At 40.8% G+C, this 14,196-nt stretch carries 13 protein-coding genes, 1 other RNA gene, 1 pseudogene and 1 riboswitch; of the genes and pseudogenes, 14 read left to right on the top strand and 1 reads right to left on the bottom strand.

Annotation, left to right across the window (positions count from 1 at the left end):
• Positions 1–24 precede the first annotated feature (24 nt).
• From M1D81_RS10475 to pbuX, 11 genes are all read left to right on the top strand, one after another.
• Positions 25–1,272, top strand: a complete 1,248-nt coding sequence (locus M1D81_RS10475; protein WP_456266952.1) for a ribonuclease H-like domain-containing protein — start codon at positions 25–27, stop codon at positions 1,270–1,272.
• Positions 1,273–1,588: 316 nt separating this feature from the next.
• A complete protein-coding gene (locus M1D81_RS10470) occupies positions 1,589–1,825 on the top strand; it encodes a CotD family spore coat protein (RefSeq protein ID WP_080652975.1) in 237 nt (78 codons plus the stop codon).
• A 48-nt stretch (positions 1,826–1,873) separates the two neighbouring features.
• The gene (locus tag M1D81_RS10465; protein WP_456266953.1) at positions 1,874–2,416 is read left to right on the top strand and encodes a DUF1273 domain-containing protein; all 543 of its coding nucleotides are present in this window, start codon (positions 1,874–1,876) and stop codon (positions 2,414–2,416) included.
• Positions 2,417–2,491: 75 nt separating this feature from the next.
• A complete protein-coding gene (gpsB, locus tag M1D81_RS10460; RefSeq protein ID WP_012010336.1) occupies positions 2,492–2,797 on the top strand; it encodes a cell division regulator GpsB in 306 nt (101 codons plus the stop codon).
• A gap of 60 nt (positions 2,798–2,857) precedes the next feature.
• An RNA gene (rnpB, locus tag M1D81_RS10455) (RNase P RNA component class B) lies at positions 2,858–3,244 on the top strand.
• Between the two features lie 108 nt (positions 3,245–3,352).
• The gene (locus M1D81_RS10450) at positions 3,353–4,507 is read left to right on the top strand and encodes a THUMP domain-containing class I SAM-dependent RNA methyltransferase (protein WP_456266954.1); all 1,155 of its coding nucleotides are present in this window, start codon (positions 3,353–3,355) and stop codon (positions 4,505–4,507) included.
• Between the two features lie 105 nt (positions 4,508–4,612).
• The gene (locus M1D81_RS10445) at positions 4,613–4,810 is read left to right on the top strand and encodes a hypothetical protein (RefSeq protein WP_024422762.1); all 198 of its coding nucleotides are present in this window, start codon (positions 4,613–4,615) and stop codon (positions 4,808–4,810) included.
• Positions 4,811–4,885: 75 nt separating this feature from the next.
• Positions 4,886–6,823: an ATP-dependent DNA helicase gene (locus M1D81_RS10440; protein ID WP_456266955.1), complete on the top strand. Its 1,938-nt coding sequence runs from the start codon at positions 4,886–4,888 to the stop codon at positions 6,821–6,823.
• A gap of 125 nt (positions 6,824–6,948) precedes the next feature.
• Entirely contained in the window at positions 6,949–8,454 is a 1,506-nt protein-coding gene (locus M1D81_RS10435; protein ID WP_456266956.1) for a carboxypeptidase M32, read from the top strand.
• A 136-nt stretch (positions 8,455–8,590) separates the two neighbouring features.
• Positions 8,591–8,690, top strand: a riboswitch (purine riboswitch).
• A gap of 117 nt (positions 8,691–8,807) precedes the next feature.
• Positions 8,808–9,392, top strand: a complete 585-nt coding sequence (xpt, locus tag M1D81_RS10430; protein WP_456266957.1) for a xanthine phosphoribosyltransferase — start codon at positions 8,808–8,810, stop codon at positions 9,390–9,392.
• Positions 9,389–10,708: a xanthine permease PbuX gene (gene pbuX / locus M1D81_RS10425; protein WP_456266958.1), complete on the top strand. Its 1,320-nt coding sequence runs from the start codon at positions 9,389–9,391 to the stop codon at positions 10,706–10,708. Before xpt ends, pbuX begins: the two co-directional genes overlap by 4 nt.
• A gap of 192 nt (positions 10,709–10,900) precedes the next feature.
• Here the strand turns inward: pbuX and M1D81_RS10420 are convergent, their stop codons facing one another.
• Positions 10,901–11,755 (bottom strand): polysaccharide deacetylase family protein, encoded by an 855-nt coding sequence (locus tag M1D81_RS10420; RefSeq protein ID WP_456266959.1) that lies wholly within the window; start codon positions 11,753–11,755, stop codon positions 10,901–10,903.
• Between the two features lie 267 nt (positions 11,756–12,022).
• Here M1D81_RS10420 and M1D81_RS10415 point away from each other — a divergent pair.
• The 3 genes and pseudogenes from M1D81_RS10415 to M1D81_RS10405 form a co-directional block, all read left to right on the top strand.
• A pseudogene (locus M1D81_RS10415) lies at positions 12,023–12,223 on the top strand (IS5/IS1182 family transposase); the annotation flags it as partial.
• Positions 12,224–12,564: 341 nt separating this feature from the next.
• Positions 12,565–13,665: a type III polyketide synthase gene (locus M1D81_RS10410; RefSeq protein WP_456266960.1), complete on the top strand. Its 1,101-nt coding sequence runs from the start codon at positions 12,565–12,567 to the stop codon at positions 13,663–13,665.
• Positions 13,662–14,171, top strand: coding sequence for an isoprenylcysteine carboxyl methyltransferase family protein (locus tag M1D81_RS10405; protein ID WP_456266961.1), 510 nt, complete (start codon positions 13,662–13,664; stop codon positions 14,169–14,171). Before M1D81_RS10410 ends, M1D81_RS10405 begins: the two co-directional genes overlap by 4 nt.
• Positions 14,172–14,196: the final 25 nt, after the last annotated feature.

Genomic DNA, 14,196 nt, shown 5'->3' with positions numbered 1-14,196 from the left:
GGGAAAGGAGGAAGGCACCTACTTATGTCTTTAAAAGGGAAATTAAATCGAATGAAGAAGCACCTATCGCACAACCAGCCAAACGAAAAACGGCAAAAAATAGTGGAAGGACAACCTCAGCCTGTGACGGCCGAAAACATCCCATTTTTAAAGGAATGGGAGCAATTGGGTGCAGCTCCTTATCACTTTGAGGATTCCTTTTGTCTCATTCGAGAAGTCACCTATTCATTGGATGATAAGCATGGACTCTACTCGTTTGCGGAACTGCCAAAGATCATCGAGGCATGGAACAAAAGCAGCATCCAGCATTCTCTATCGGCTAAAGGTTACAAGCCGCATGAACTGTTTTTCTTTGATACAGAAACAACTGGATTATCTGGCGGAACGGGAAATATGATCTTCTTGCTAGGACATGCACGGGTTTTTGCTGACAAAGTAGTGGTGAAACAGCACCTGCTCACAAATCCGGGAAATGAAGCGGCTCTTTATAAAAGCTTTCTCGATGAAGTGAACGTAGAATCACTCGTTACATATAATGGAAAATCATTCGATTGGCCGCAAGTGAAAACGAGACACACTTTGTTGCGGGATCAAATCCCTGCGCTTCCAGAGTTTGGCCACTTTGATCTTCTGCATGGGTCAAGACGATTGTGGAAGCATAAATATGAACGAATGGCGCTGTCTGTGGTTGAAAAAGAAGAGCTGCACGTTCACCGGGAAGGGGACACACCAGGTTTTTTGGCACCGATGATCTATTTTCACTTTTTAAAGGAACAAAACCCGAAGCTCATCGAAGGGATTTTGACTCATAATGAATTAGACGTCCTTTCGTTAATCAGCCTCTACATTCATCTATCCAAAAAAATTCTATCTATGGATGCGGTAAAGGAGCACGATGAGAAATACGCGCTGGCTAGGTGGCATCTTGCGCATCGTGATGTACAGGAAGCTACGAAGCATTTGCGGGAATTAACAGGTGCTGATTTTGAACATGCCAATCAGGCGGCTTTTGACCTCTCATTACAATATAAACGGCTAAAAGAATGGGATGAAGCAGTTCGAATTTGGGAAACATTATTTGAATCAAGTGATGTCCATTTAGCATTAAAAGCGGGTATAGAGCTTGCGAAGTGTAAAGAGCATTACCAAAAAAATGCAAGATCAGCTCTTTCCATCACGGAATCTTTATTATCTTTCCCATCGTTAAGCGAGCGAGACAAAGAAGAGCTTGAGAAACGAAAAAAACGGCTATTGAGAAAAGCTGGGCAATGAAATATTATTACCCGGGAAAGCGCAAAAAATGACAACGTTCGGCTCTCGGCCGAAAATAAAAATTGTTTAGCACTTTTATTGTAGAAAGTCCGCGAATCCTGTAAAATAACGTTAGATATTGAATGAGGAGCGTATAGCATGTATAAGGGTCTTTTCTACTTGTTTTTTCTTGTGGTCATTTTGGTCGCTTTTGTGTTTTCAAACTATAAAGATATTTTTCTTGCCAACTTTTAAAATAGGTTAATGCATTAGTACATGTACACCCCTTGATTCATACATTGTTAATGTAAGAAAATAAAGGAGAGGGGAATGCTACATGTACCATCATCATCATTGCCATCCGAATGTTACACAGCCAATTGTTCATCCGACGAATCATTGCTGTACACACAGCGAGTCAACAACAATTGTGCCGCATATCCACCCGCAGCATGTGACAAATGTTCACCACCATAATTTCAAACATGTTCACTACTTCCCGCATACGTTTTCTCAGGTGGACCCGACAACACATCAACACTTTAACTGCGGTGGACCTTGCTGTAACAGATAAAGTGAATGGGACTTTTATAAGTCCCATTTTTTAAAAGCAGGTGAAAAAATGAAAATTATTGCTGTCACAGGGTACAAGCCCTTTGAGCTTGGGATATTCAAACAAGACGAGCCTGCACTTCAATACATAAAAGCGGAGCTTCAAAAAAGGCTGACAGCCCTTATTGAAGAAGGTCTGGAATGGGTGCTCATCTCAGGCCAGCTTGGGGCAGAAATTTGGACAGCCGAAGTGGTGTTTGAACTTCAGGAGGAATATCCAGCGTTAAAACTTGCAGTCATTACGCCATTTTATGAACAGGAAGAGCGCTGGAATGAACAAAACAAAGAGTTGTATGAAGGTATTCTTGCACAGGCCGATTTTGTAGAAAGTGTCACTCATAGACCATATGAAAGTCCGGCACAATTTAAGCAAAAGAACCGCTTTTTTATTGAAAAAACAGATGGTCTTCTCGTCTTATATGATCCCGAGCATGAGGGATCACCGAAGTATATGATCAGGGAGACGGAAGCCTATACCGATTACCCCATTATGTACATCACGATGGATGATCTAAGAGCACAGGTTGAGGCGGAAGATCCGTTTTTTGATTAAAAGCAAGAGAAAATTTGACAACGTCACGTATTTCTGAAAAAATATACTATGAATTCACGATATGAGGTGAAAAAGATGCTTGCTGATAAAGTAAAGCTTTCTGCGAAAGAAATTTTAGAAAAAGAATTTAAAACAGGTGTCAGAGGATACAAACAAGAAGAAGTCGATAAATTTTTAGATATGGTCATTAAAGATTATGAGACATTCAACCAAGAAATCGAAAAACTTCAACAAGAAAACCTCCACTTGTCAAAACAGCTTGAAGAAGCTGTTGAACAAGGGAAAAGACAGCCTGCACAGTCTAATACAACAAACTTTGATATTTTAAAAAGACTATCGAACCTTGAGAAACACGTTTTCGGCAGCAAACTTTATGATTGAGTCTTGCTGAAAAAGCTTGTGTCAGATGTCATTGTCGTTTATAATAACGCTTATTGATTAACGTTCGGGTAATCGCTGTAATGCTATTTAGGGCATTGCAGAGGAAAGTCCATGCTCGCACGGTGCTGAGATGCCCGTAGTGTTCGTGCCTGGCGAAAAAATAAGCCAGGGCAGCCTGGGAAAGGCTGACGGCAGGAAAAATGCCTACGTCCTTTTTAGGATATGGCAAAGTATCCTTGAAAGTGCCACAGTGACGAAGTCTCACTAGAAATGGTGAGAGTGGAACGCGGTAAACCCCTCGAGCGAGAAACCCAAACTTGGTAGGGGAACTTTCTCAAAGGAACCAAACGGAGAGAAGGACAGAGAATTCTGTAGATAGATGATTACCACCTGAGTACGAGGCTTTTGCCGTTTGCAGTACAATGGAACAAAACATGGCTTACAGAACGTTAAATCCGTTATTATAAACATGATGAAACAAAGCTCTCCTATTTTAACATATGGAGAGCTTTTATCTTGAATACATAAAAGGACGAGAAAACAGGTGATAAATCAATGAAAACCTATACACTCATCGCAACAGCTCCAATGGGAATTGAAGCAATTGTTGCAAAAGAAGTAAGAGACCTTGGCTATGAGTGCACAGTCGACAACGGAAAAGTGATTTTCAAGGGGGATGCTCTTGCGATTTGCCGTGCAAACCTTTGGCTGCGTACAGCAGACCGAATTAAGGTACAAGTTGCTGAATTTTCGGCAAAAACATTTGATGAGCTTTTTGAACGGACGAAAGCCATTGACTGGGCCGCTTTTTTACCAAAAAACAGTACGTTTCCTGTCATCGGGAAATCTGTTAAATCTCAGCTTGCCAGTGTGCCGGACTGCCAGCGCATCGTCAAAAAAGCCATTGCGCAAAAGCTTAAATCCTCCTACAACATTCAGTCTGAATGGCTTGAAGAGACGGGACCTGAATATAAAATCGAGATCGCTCTTTTAAAAGATAAAGCGGTTCTTACGCTTGATACATCTGGTGTAGGTCTTCATAAACGCGGATACCGCATGGATCAAGGCGGAGCACCTATTAAAGAAACGCTTGCTGCTGCGCTCGTCTTATTAACGAACTGGACACCTGACCGTCCGTTTGTGGATCCTTTCTGCGGATCAGGAACAATCGCCATTGAAGCAGCGATGATAGGACAAAACATTGCTCCAGGATTTAACCGGGATTTTGCGTCTGAATCATGGGAATGGATCGGTGAAGACGTATGGAACAAAGCGCGTGTGGAAGTAGAAGAAAAAGCAAACTATGATCAGCCGCTCCGCATTATTGCAAGTGACATCGACCATCGTATGGTAGATATCGCAAAAATGAATGCAGAAGAAGCAGGACTGAGTGAACTGATTGAGTTTAAACAAATGCAAGTAAAAGACTTTCAAACAAAAGAAGAGTACGGTGTGATTGTCGGAAATCCTCCTTATGGTGAACGACTGAGTGATAAACCAGCAGTTGAAAAAATGTATCAAGGAATGGGTGAAGCGTTTAAGAACCTAGATACATGGTCCATTTACATCTTAACGTCACACGAAAAATTCGAAGAGTACTTCGGAAGAAAAGCGACGAAAAAGAGAAAACTGTTTAACGGATTTATTAAAACAGACTATTATCAATATTGGGGAAAACGCCCGCCTAGAAAGCAACCAGCCGAATCGTAAGAAATGGCCGCACCGAAAGAAGGTGCGGCTTTTTTGTGCTGAAAAGGTATAACTCTCAGCGAGACGGAATAAACTGAACTTGATTTTAAAAAAAGAGGTGTCTTCATGATTCATTATGATCAAATTCAGTTAATCCAAAAAGCACTCGCTTCGACTGCTCAAGAAATTGAAGGGCATGAAGGTGGACAATCTGCTCAGCTTACGGCAGCCATCGAAGATTTAGCGCTGGCTCAGGCATACATAGAACGTTCTGAGCATGCATTTTTAATGAAGGAAAGCTATCAACATCGCCTGCGCTCATAAAAAAAGATTGTTTTTCCCCAGCGTAAATGGTACTATTGAATGTCTGAATGATTCAAAAGTTGGGGGTTGAAGCAGGTGACAGCATCTCGTTTGCCTTTTTCATTATCAAAAGAACACAATTTTTACGAAGAACTGGGCAACTGGATTGGTGATGTGTTTTATGACATTTTGCCAGAAAAGGGCTTTGATCTTCGAGATGAACAAATATTTATGGCTTTTCAACTAGAAAGAGCCTTTAAAGAAAAAAGTGTGATGTTTGCCGAAGCTGGGGTAGGCACAGGCAAAACCATCGTCTATCTATTATTTGCCGTCACATATGCAAGGTATACAGGGAAGCCTGCGATTATTGCATGTGCAGACGAAACGTTAATTGAACAGCTCGTTAAACAAGAAGGTGATATCTATAAAATTGCCAATCACCTTGATATTCAAATAGATGCGAGATTAAGTAAATCGCATGATCAATATTTATGCTTAAAAAAGCTGGAGAAAACGATGCAGCGTGAAGATGATGAAAAGTGGCTCGATATTTATGAATCACTGCCTTCATTTGTTCATGAATCACATGGCATGCAAACCTTTTATCCGTATGGCGATCGAAAAGAGTATCCAGAGTTATCAAATGATGAATGGTCACGAATTGGCTATGACTCGTTTCAGGACTGCCTGACGTGCGATATGCGTCATCGCTGCGGTCTGAATTTATCAAGAGATCATTACCGGAAAGCGACAGATCTCATCATCTGTTCACATGATTTTTACATGGAGCATGTGTGGACGAAGGAATCCCGGAAACGTGAGGGTCAGCTTCCGCTGCTTCCTGAGCATAGCTCCGTCGTATTTGATGAGGGACATCTTCTCGAGTTTGCCGCACAAAAAGCGTTAACGTACCGAGTGAAGCAATCAACGCTCGAAACATTTTTGGAACGTCTTTTGCAAAACGACATACGCGAAGAATTTGCAGAGCTTGTTGAAGATGCACTTGCAACAAACGATGAGTTCTTTTATCTCTTAAAAACGCATGCCAAAGAAGTCAAAGGCTCGCACCGGCTTGAAATTGGGCGTGTCGATGAGGTGAAGCGTTCTGCAAGTGAATTGTGTGACTTGCTTGAAAAAATCGGGGAAGCGCTCGTGTTTGAATCTGAGATGTATACGATCGATCAATACGAATTATCTGTTGTGGAAGAATACATTGAACAAATGGCGTATTCTTTATCGCTTTATCAAAAAAATGCCATTAGCTGGCTGGAAAAACAGGAATTAGATACAACATTTGTTGTGATGCCGAAGACGGTCGCAGAGGTACTTGGCGAAAAAGTATTCTCGCAAAAAAGACCATATATTTTCTCTTCCGCTACATTGTCTGAGAATCAATCCTTTGATTATTTAGCTGAAAGTCTTGGGATTAAAGATTACTTATCAATGAGTGTCGCTTCGCCGTATGATTACGATGAACAAATGAAGATTTATTTCCATGGAATTCAGCAGCTCGCTGAGCAAGAGGCAAAAGCACAGCAAGTGATCACTCAGCTGAAAGAAAAAGGAGGACGATCTCTGATTCTCTTCCCTTCATTTGATGAACTTCATTTCTTTAGAAAACAACTTGAAGCAGCAAATGAATCACTGCCGTTTGACGTATATTTTGAGGGAGACGAGGAAATCAGCACGATTGTTCAAAAGTTCCAAGCTGATGAGACATCCGTGTTATGCTCAGTACATCTGTGGGAAGGGCTTGATATTCCAGGTGAATCATTAACAAATGTGATCATCTGGGGACTTCCTTATCCGCCGCATGATCCAGTATTTGAAGCGAAACGGAATGAAGCAAAGGATGCACATGCTGAAGTTGACCTTCCGTATATGCTGCTTCGCTTACGCCAAGGGATCGGAAGACTGATCCGGACAAGCCAAGACGCAGGAAGCATTCATATTTACTTTGATCGTAAGGAAGATACTAAGCTTCAAAGTAAAATTGAATCCGTCCTGCCAGTGAAGCCCATCATCACATCTTAAATAGGTGAAAACTTGCAAATGAGGAGGAGACCACGGTGTATCCTCCTTTTTCATTGACAAAAGAACATTCATTGAAGTAGCCTTGAAACGTACTTACATATTTTATTGATTGGGGGAACAAACGCATGAGTCTTGAAGCAACTGAGAAAGCGTTTTATCAATTACTAGGGAAAATCGCCCATTATACAGAGGCGCTCCATTTACTTTATTGGGACTCTAGAACACAAGCACCTAAAAAAAGTGCGGATTTTAGAGCTGAAACGATCGGTCAATTATCAAGTGATATTTTTAATATGAAGACTTCTGATGAAATGAGAGATCTTCTTCTCGCATTAAACAAACATCGAGATGAGCTGTCAAAAGATACACAGAAGGCGCTCGAATTATCACAAAAAGAGTATGATGAAAACAGTAAAATTCCGAAAGAAGAATTTAAAGAATACTCGATTTTGCAATCAAAAGCGGAGCATGTATGGGTAGAAGCAAGGGAGAAATCAGACTTTTCACTCTTTGCACCATACTTAAAACAGCTTATTGACTTTAACAAGCGTTTCATCCAATATTGGGGCGTGAAAAAAACGCCTTATGATGTGCTGCTCAATAACTATGAGCCAGATATGACGGTTGAACAGCTTGATCAAAAATTTGGTGCACTTCGTGACGCTATTGTTCCTCTAGTGAAAAAAATCGAAGCCTCACCTAATAAGCCGGATACTTCATTTTTATCGAAAAGCTTCCCAATCGATAAACAAAAGGAATTGAGTCTCTTTTTCTTAAAAGAACTAGGATATGACTTTGACGCAGGCCGCCTTGATACAACAGTCCATCCTTTTGCTGTAACGTTAAGCAGAGGTGACGTACGTGTGACGACCCGTTTTGATGAGCATGATTTTCGAATGGCGATCTTTGGCACGATTCATGAATGTGGTCATGCGATTTATGAGCAAAACATTGATGAAGCACTGAGCGGAACACTTTTATGTGATGGGACTTCGATGGGTATCCATGAATCACAGTCTCTTTTCTTTGAGAACTTTATCGGCAGACACGAAGATTTCTGGAAAACGTATTATCAAAAGCTGCAAGAAGCTTCTCCTGAGCAATTTAAAGATGTTTCTTTAGAAGACTTTGTGCATGCAGTGAATGAATCAAAGCCGACTTACATTCGAATTGAAGCCGATGAACTGACATATCCGCTTCACATTATCATCCGCTATGAAATTGAGAAAGCGATTTTCAATGAAGAAGTAGCGGTTGAAGATCTGCCTGCACTTTGGAATGAAAAATATCAAGCGTATCTTGGCATTACGCCTCCTAATGATGCACTCGGTATCTTGCAGGATGTTCACTGGTCTGATGGAAGCTTTGGCTATTTCCCTTCATATGCCCTTGGTTATATGTATGCAGCACAATTAAAGCAGCAAATGATCAAAGATTTACCAAATTTTGATGAGCTTATTCAAAATGGGTCTTTTGCACCGATAAAAGAATGGCTGACGGAACATGTTCACCAGCATGGAAAACGGAAAAAGCCATCTGAAATCATTCAAGATGCAACAGGCGAAGAATTAAATGTGCAATATTTAATCGACTACTTAACAGATAAATATACGAAACTGTATTTATCATAAAAGAAGGGCACCCTTTCATGAGAGGGGTGCTTTTTTGATGCTTGAATATTCTAAAAACGAACATTTTGTTCTGATCTATTATTTAAGTTCGGTATTTTTCTAGAAAAGTGCTTTCCAAGCGTCTGAAATCTTGTTATAATTTGAACACTATAACACTCATATAATCGCGTGATGATGGCACGCAAGTTTCTACCGGACACCGATACGATCCGACTATGAGTGAGCAAAATGAAACAGCTCTTGTTTTGAGCTGAAGATCCGTTGATCGTTTTCGCATTGCTTGCTCCTCATGGACAGCAATGCTTTTTTTATACCAAAATTGAATGTTTGCCAATATGCTAGGGGGAAGAATGATGGAATTGTTACGTCAAAAAATTGAGAACGAAGGAATCGTTCTGTCAAATCAAGTGTTAAAGGTAGATGCTTTTTTAAATCATCAAATTGATCCTTTGTTAATGCATGAGATCGGGCAAGAGTTTGCTAGATTATTTCAGCACGATGGCATTACAAAAATCATCACAATCGAATCTTCTGGCATCGCACCTGCTGTGATGGCTGGGCTTGCTCTTCAAGTACCTGTTGTGTTTGCAAGAAAACGTCAATCACTCACATTAACGGATAACCTATTAACAGCCAGTGTGTACTCTTTTACAAAAAAAGTAGAAAGCACGATTGCTGTCTCAAATACGCATCTTAGTGAAAATGATTGTGTGTTAATCATCGATGACTTTTTAGCGAATGGTGAAGCTGCGAAAGGACTTGCTGCGATTGCAAAGCAGGCGCAGGCGAAAGTAGCCGGTTTTGGTATTGTCATTGAAAAATCATTCCAGCCTGGAAGAAATGCGCTTGTGCAAATGGGCTACCGTGTTGAGTCGCTCGCTCGTATTGAATCACTTGAGGAAGGGAAAGTCACGTTTGTACGGGAGGTACAATCATGAGTGCCGCTAAAAAAGTCAAAACGCTCTCGCTGGGTATTCAGCATGTGCTGGCGATGTATGCCGGTGCTGTTCTGGTGCCGCTCATTGTTGGAGATGCGCTCGGGCTCACGCCTGCACAGCTGACTTACTTAATCTCGGCAGATATTTTCATGTGCGGGGCTGCCACATTGCTTCAAGTTTGGAAAAACCGCTTTTTTGGGATTGGTCTGCCGGTTGTATTAGGCTGTACATTTACTGCGGTTTCTCCCATGATTGCGATTGGCTCTAAGTATGGAATTTCGTCTATCTATGGAAGTATTATCGCTTCAGGATGTATTATCATTCTTCTTTCATTTTTCTTTGGAAAGCTTGTGAAATTTTTCCCGCCTATTGTCACTGGTTCTGTCGTCACCATTATTGGTATCACCCTCATTCCTGTAGCGATGAACAATATGGCAGGAGGAGAAGGAAGTGCAGACTATGGTTCTTTTGAAAATCTAGGACTCGCTTTCCTTGTACTGTTTATCATTGTACTGCTTTATCGATTCACGAAAGGATTTATGAAGGCGATCGCCATTTTAATCGGTATTCTTCTTGGGACAGCAGTTGCTGCGTTTATGGGGAAAGTGGAAACAGCTGAGGTGGCAAACGCTCAGGTTTTCCGTATGATTGAGCCATTTTATTTTGGGATGCCGACCTTTGAATTTGCACCAATCATGACCATGACGTTAGTTGCGATTGTGTCATTAGTTGAATCAACAGGCGTTTATTTCGCATTAGGTGATTTAACAAACCGGTCATTAAAAGAGAAGGATTTGGCTAAAGGCTATCGGGCAGAGGGGATTGCTGTGTTATTAGGCGGAATCTTTAATGCTTTTCCGTACACAGCCTACTCGCAAAACGTTGGATTGATCCAGTTAACAGGCGTCAAGAAAAACCAAGTCATTGTCGTCACAGGGGCATTGCTCATGTTATTTGGTCTTTTTCCTAAAATCGCTGCCTTTACGACGATTATTCCAAAATCAGTTCTTGGAGGTGCAATGGTTGCCATGTTTGGCATGGTCATTGCATACGGTATTAAAATGCTCTCACGCGTGGACTTTGCAAAGCAGGAGAACTTGCTGATCGTCGCTTGCTCCGTGGGAATCGGCTTAGGAGTTACTGTCGTACCGCAAATGTTTGAGCATCTGCCAGATTCGATTAAATTATTAACAAGTAACGGCATTGTGGCTGGAAGCTTTACCGCTATTTTGCTTCATATTATTTATCACATGATTCCTTTTAAAAAAGAAGCCGGGCATGACCTGGCAGAAGAACCTAAGCAATCTGTTATGTAAACCCCTCTCTTGGATAAGGGTTCAGATGATGGACAAAGAGCTAAAATGACCTTTTATTTTAGCTCTTTGTCTTCTTTTTAGCTTGATAAAAAACCTTTGAAGTCCTAGGATCCTGGGAAGGAGCGTGTGAGGGTTTGTCTACAAGCTGAAAGCCCGCATCTTTTAGATACGGGCTTTTTGTGATTAGCACTATTAATGTTGTACCGGCGGCATTGTTTCGTTAATGACTGCAAATGTATAGCCCCTTGCTTTTAGCTGTATAATCAGGCTATCTAAATAGTTTGTGGTAGAGGGTTGATCATGCATTAAAATAACTTTTGGTTCCCATGGTTTATTTTTCTCAAACATTTGCAATTGATTCAATACTTCTGGAACATATTGTGAGTTTTTATATCTCCAGTCAAGGCTATCAATCGTCCAGTCCCAGTAAATAAAGCCATTTTGGTTTAAACGTACTTTTTGATGATATGTTAAATTTGGAACACTGCCATAAGGAGTTCTTACAAGACGGCTGTTGACGCCTGTAACAGAGGCAAGAATACGCTGAGCTTCTCTCATTTCATTTGCGGGAGACTCGCTGTTCTGATAAAAGAGGTTTATATCATGCGTCATGCCATGAAGACCTAATTGATGTCCTTCTTGATAAAGTCTTTTCACAGCTGATTGGTGTGCTTGGATTTGCGGTCCAAGCATGAAGAACGTCGCCTTCACGTGATGTGCTTTTAATACATTTAACAGCTGATTTGATGTAGCAGAAGGACCATCATCAAATGTTAAAAAGACCGTTTTATTCGTTGCCTGTTGGTTTGGATTGGTCTTAAAATGTGTATCCAATGTTCTTGTAGACTGATCTTTTGCTTTCAGACTGATGCTTGTGTCACGGAAGTCACTGCTGGCAACATTTTTTGCTTGCCCATTTGTCGCCTGCAAATGGGGTTTAGACATATCCCAGATAAAAAAGAGAAACAGTGTAAGAAGCACTAAACCAATTACCTTTGAGAGAAGTATCGTGTTGTAGGGTGTCTTTTTTTTGGAAACCTTTTTCATTACAATCACTCCAGTCAATTAAATTTTGAGCCGAACCATGTTGTAGATCCTTTCTTTTTTCACTGTTTTTCTTGGTACTCATATTGATTAAGTATATAGTGGAAAAAATCCTTTTTATATGGTTGTTACTTTGTGTTGATCAGCAAAAAAAGGTGATCCATTCATGTTTAAATAAAATCATTCCGAATAATGATCGAAACGTTAATATTTATACGCTAAGATAGCAGCAGATTTGACCATTAATTCGAAGCGAAAGGGAGATTCCTTATGAAAGTGTTGTATAATGACGATTTCATTGAAAAAAGGGTGCTCATGTGGAAAGTGGAGACAGAGGCGATTAATCTCAAAAAACATAGAGAAAAGTTCTTACCACTACAAAATAAAGAAGAAACAAAAGAAATCAAAGTCAGTACAACTGAATCAGAGATTGGCTACTATGTAAAAGGTGAACGTGAAAAGTCATTTGCCTAACTAGACATGGAAAACACTATGTCCAGCGTAAACCCCTTATAATTATAGTGAAACCCCCACTTTTATTTAAAGTAAAAAGTAAAGGGGGGGATTCTACGGTCTGAACACTTCTCTTTTAGAAGTGTTTTTTGCATAAAAAAAGCAGGTTCGCTTGGCTTAGAACGAACCTGTGAAGGAGGAAAACTACATCATGTTTTCACCTATATTATCCAATATTTATCAATTGTCGTCAAGACAAAAAGTTAGCCGGAGGAAAATATTTTGACTGAATTGTGACGTTTTGGCATGTATATCCTTTTTTCGATAGGGGATATTAATCGAAAAAAGAGGTGAAGCCGATGGCGTACATTCTTTCTGTTGGAATGAGTCTGCCAAAACATCATGTGGATCAGAAAAAGGCGGCTGATTTTGCTAGATCCCAATTTAAACAATCGTTTAAAGATATCGACCGGCTGCTCAGAGCTTTTCAAAACGGAGAAATCGAGAGCAGACAGTTTGTGCAGCCAATTGAATGGTATCAGACGCACCACTCTTTTGAGGAGAAAAACAATCTCTATTTGGAAAAAGCATTGGCTCATGCAAAAGAAGCGGTCATACACTGTCTCCACGAGAAGGCGTTCCTGAAAAAACCGATTCCGTTTGATGAGATCGATGCATTGTTTTTTATTTCAAGCACCGGCCTTTCGACACCAAGTCTTGATGCAAAACTGATGAATGTTCTTCCTTTTTCGCCTTATACGAAACGAGTGCCGATCTGGGGATTAGGGTGCGGGGGCGGAGCGGCAGGGTTGTCCCGGGCTTACGAATACATAAGGGCATTTCCAGAAGCAAAGGTGCTGGTTGTCGCCTGTGAACTGTGCAGTTTAACTTTCCAGCCGCAAGATCAATCAAAAAGCAATTTAATTGGTACATCTTTGTTCGGAGACGGGACAGCCGCGGTACTCTTAACTGGAGAAAAAGGTGTATCAGAATATACTCATCTCAAAACAGTCCCTAAAGTAATTGGTACACAATCTGTCACAATGAAAGACTCTGAAGATGTGATGGGCTGGGAATTTACAAGTGACGGCTTTCGGGTTATTTTCTCCCGTGACATTCCTTCCATTATTTCCGGCTGGTTAAAAGAGCAGGTTGATCAATTTTTAGAGCAGCAAGGGTATTCGGCAGAAGATCTATCAGTTTTTCTTGCTCATCCTGGAGGAAAAAAAGTGATTGACGCCTATATTGAAAGTCTATCCTTACAAGAGGATCAACTTTTTTCATCAAAAGAAGTACTTAAACAACACGGGAATATGTCCTCTGCCACAGTTTTGTATGTGATCAAACATTATCTTGAACATCAATCCGCTGAAGCGGGAGATATGGGTCTTTGCGGAGCGCTTGGTCCGGGCTTTTCCTCAGAGCTGCTGCTCATGAAATGGGAGGAAGTCTTATCATGATCATTTGGCTCGTCATTGGTTTCTTCGTTTGTCAGCGGCTTATTGAAATGCTTGTGGCTAAAAGAAATGAAAAGAAAGTAAAAGCGATCGGTGCCATTGAATTTGGTGCAAGTCATTATCCTTATATGGTCGCTATGCATGCGGGCTTTTTTCTCTCACTTATGGTTGAGGTAAGGGGGTTAAACAGGCCGCCGTCGCGCTATTTTCTTGTGCTGCTCGTTATCCTGCTGGCCACACAGGTGATTCGATACTGGGCATTATGTTCTCTTGGGACGTATTGGAATACAAAGATTTTAGTTGTACCAAATGCGATGATGGTGAAAAAAGGACCTTATCGCTGGTTGAAGCATCCTAACTATGTAGTGGTGGCGATTGAGCTGATGCTGATCCCGCTTTTATTTAATGCCTATTTTACCGCCATTTTGTTCACATGTTTAAATGCGTGGATGATGGCTGTGAGAATTCAAACAGAAGAGAAAGCGCTCAATCAGTATTTGTTAAATTAATATTGAAAATCATTATCAATTGTGA

This window comes from Bacillus sp. JZ105, from assembly GCF_053903125.1.
This window is presented reverse-complemented; position numbering and strand designations above follow the sequence as displayed.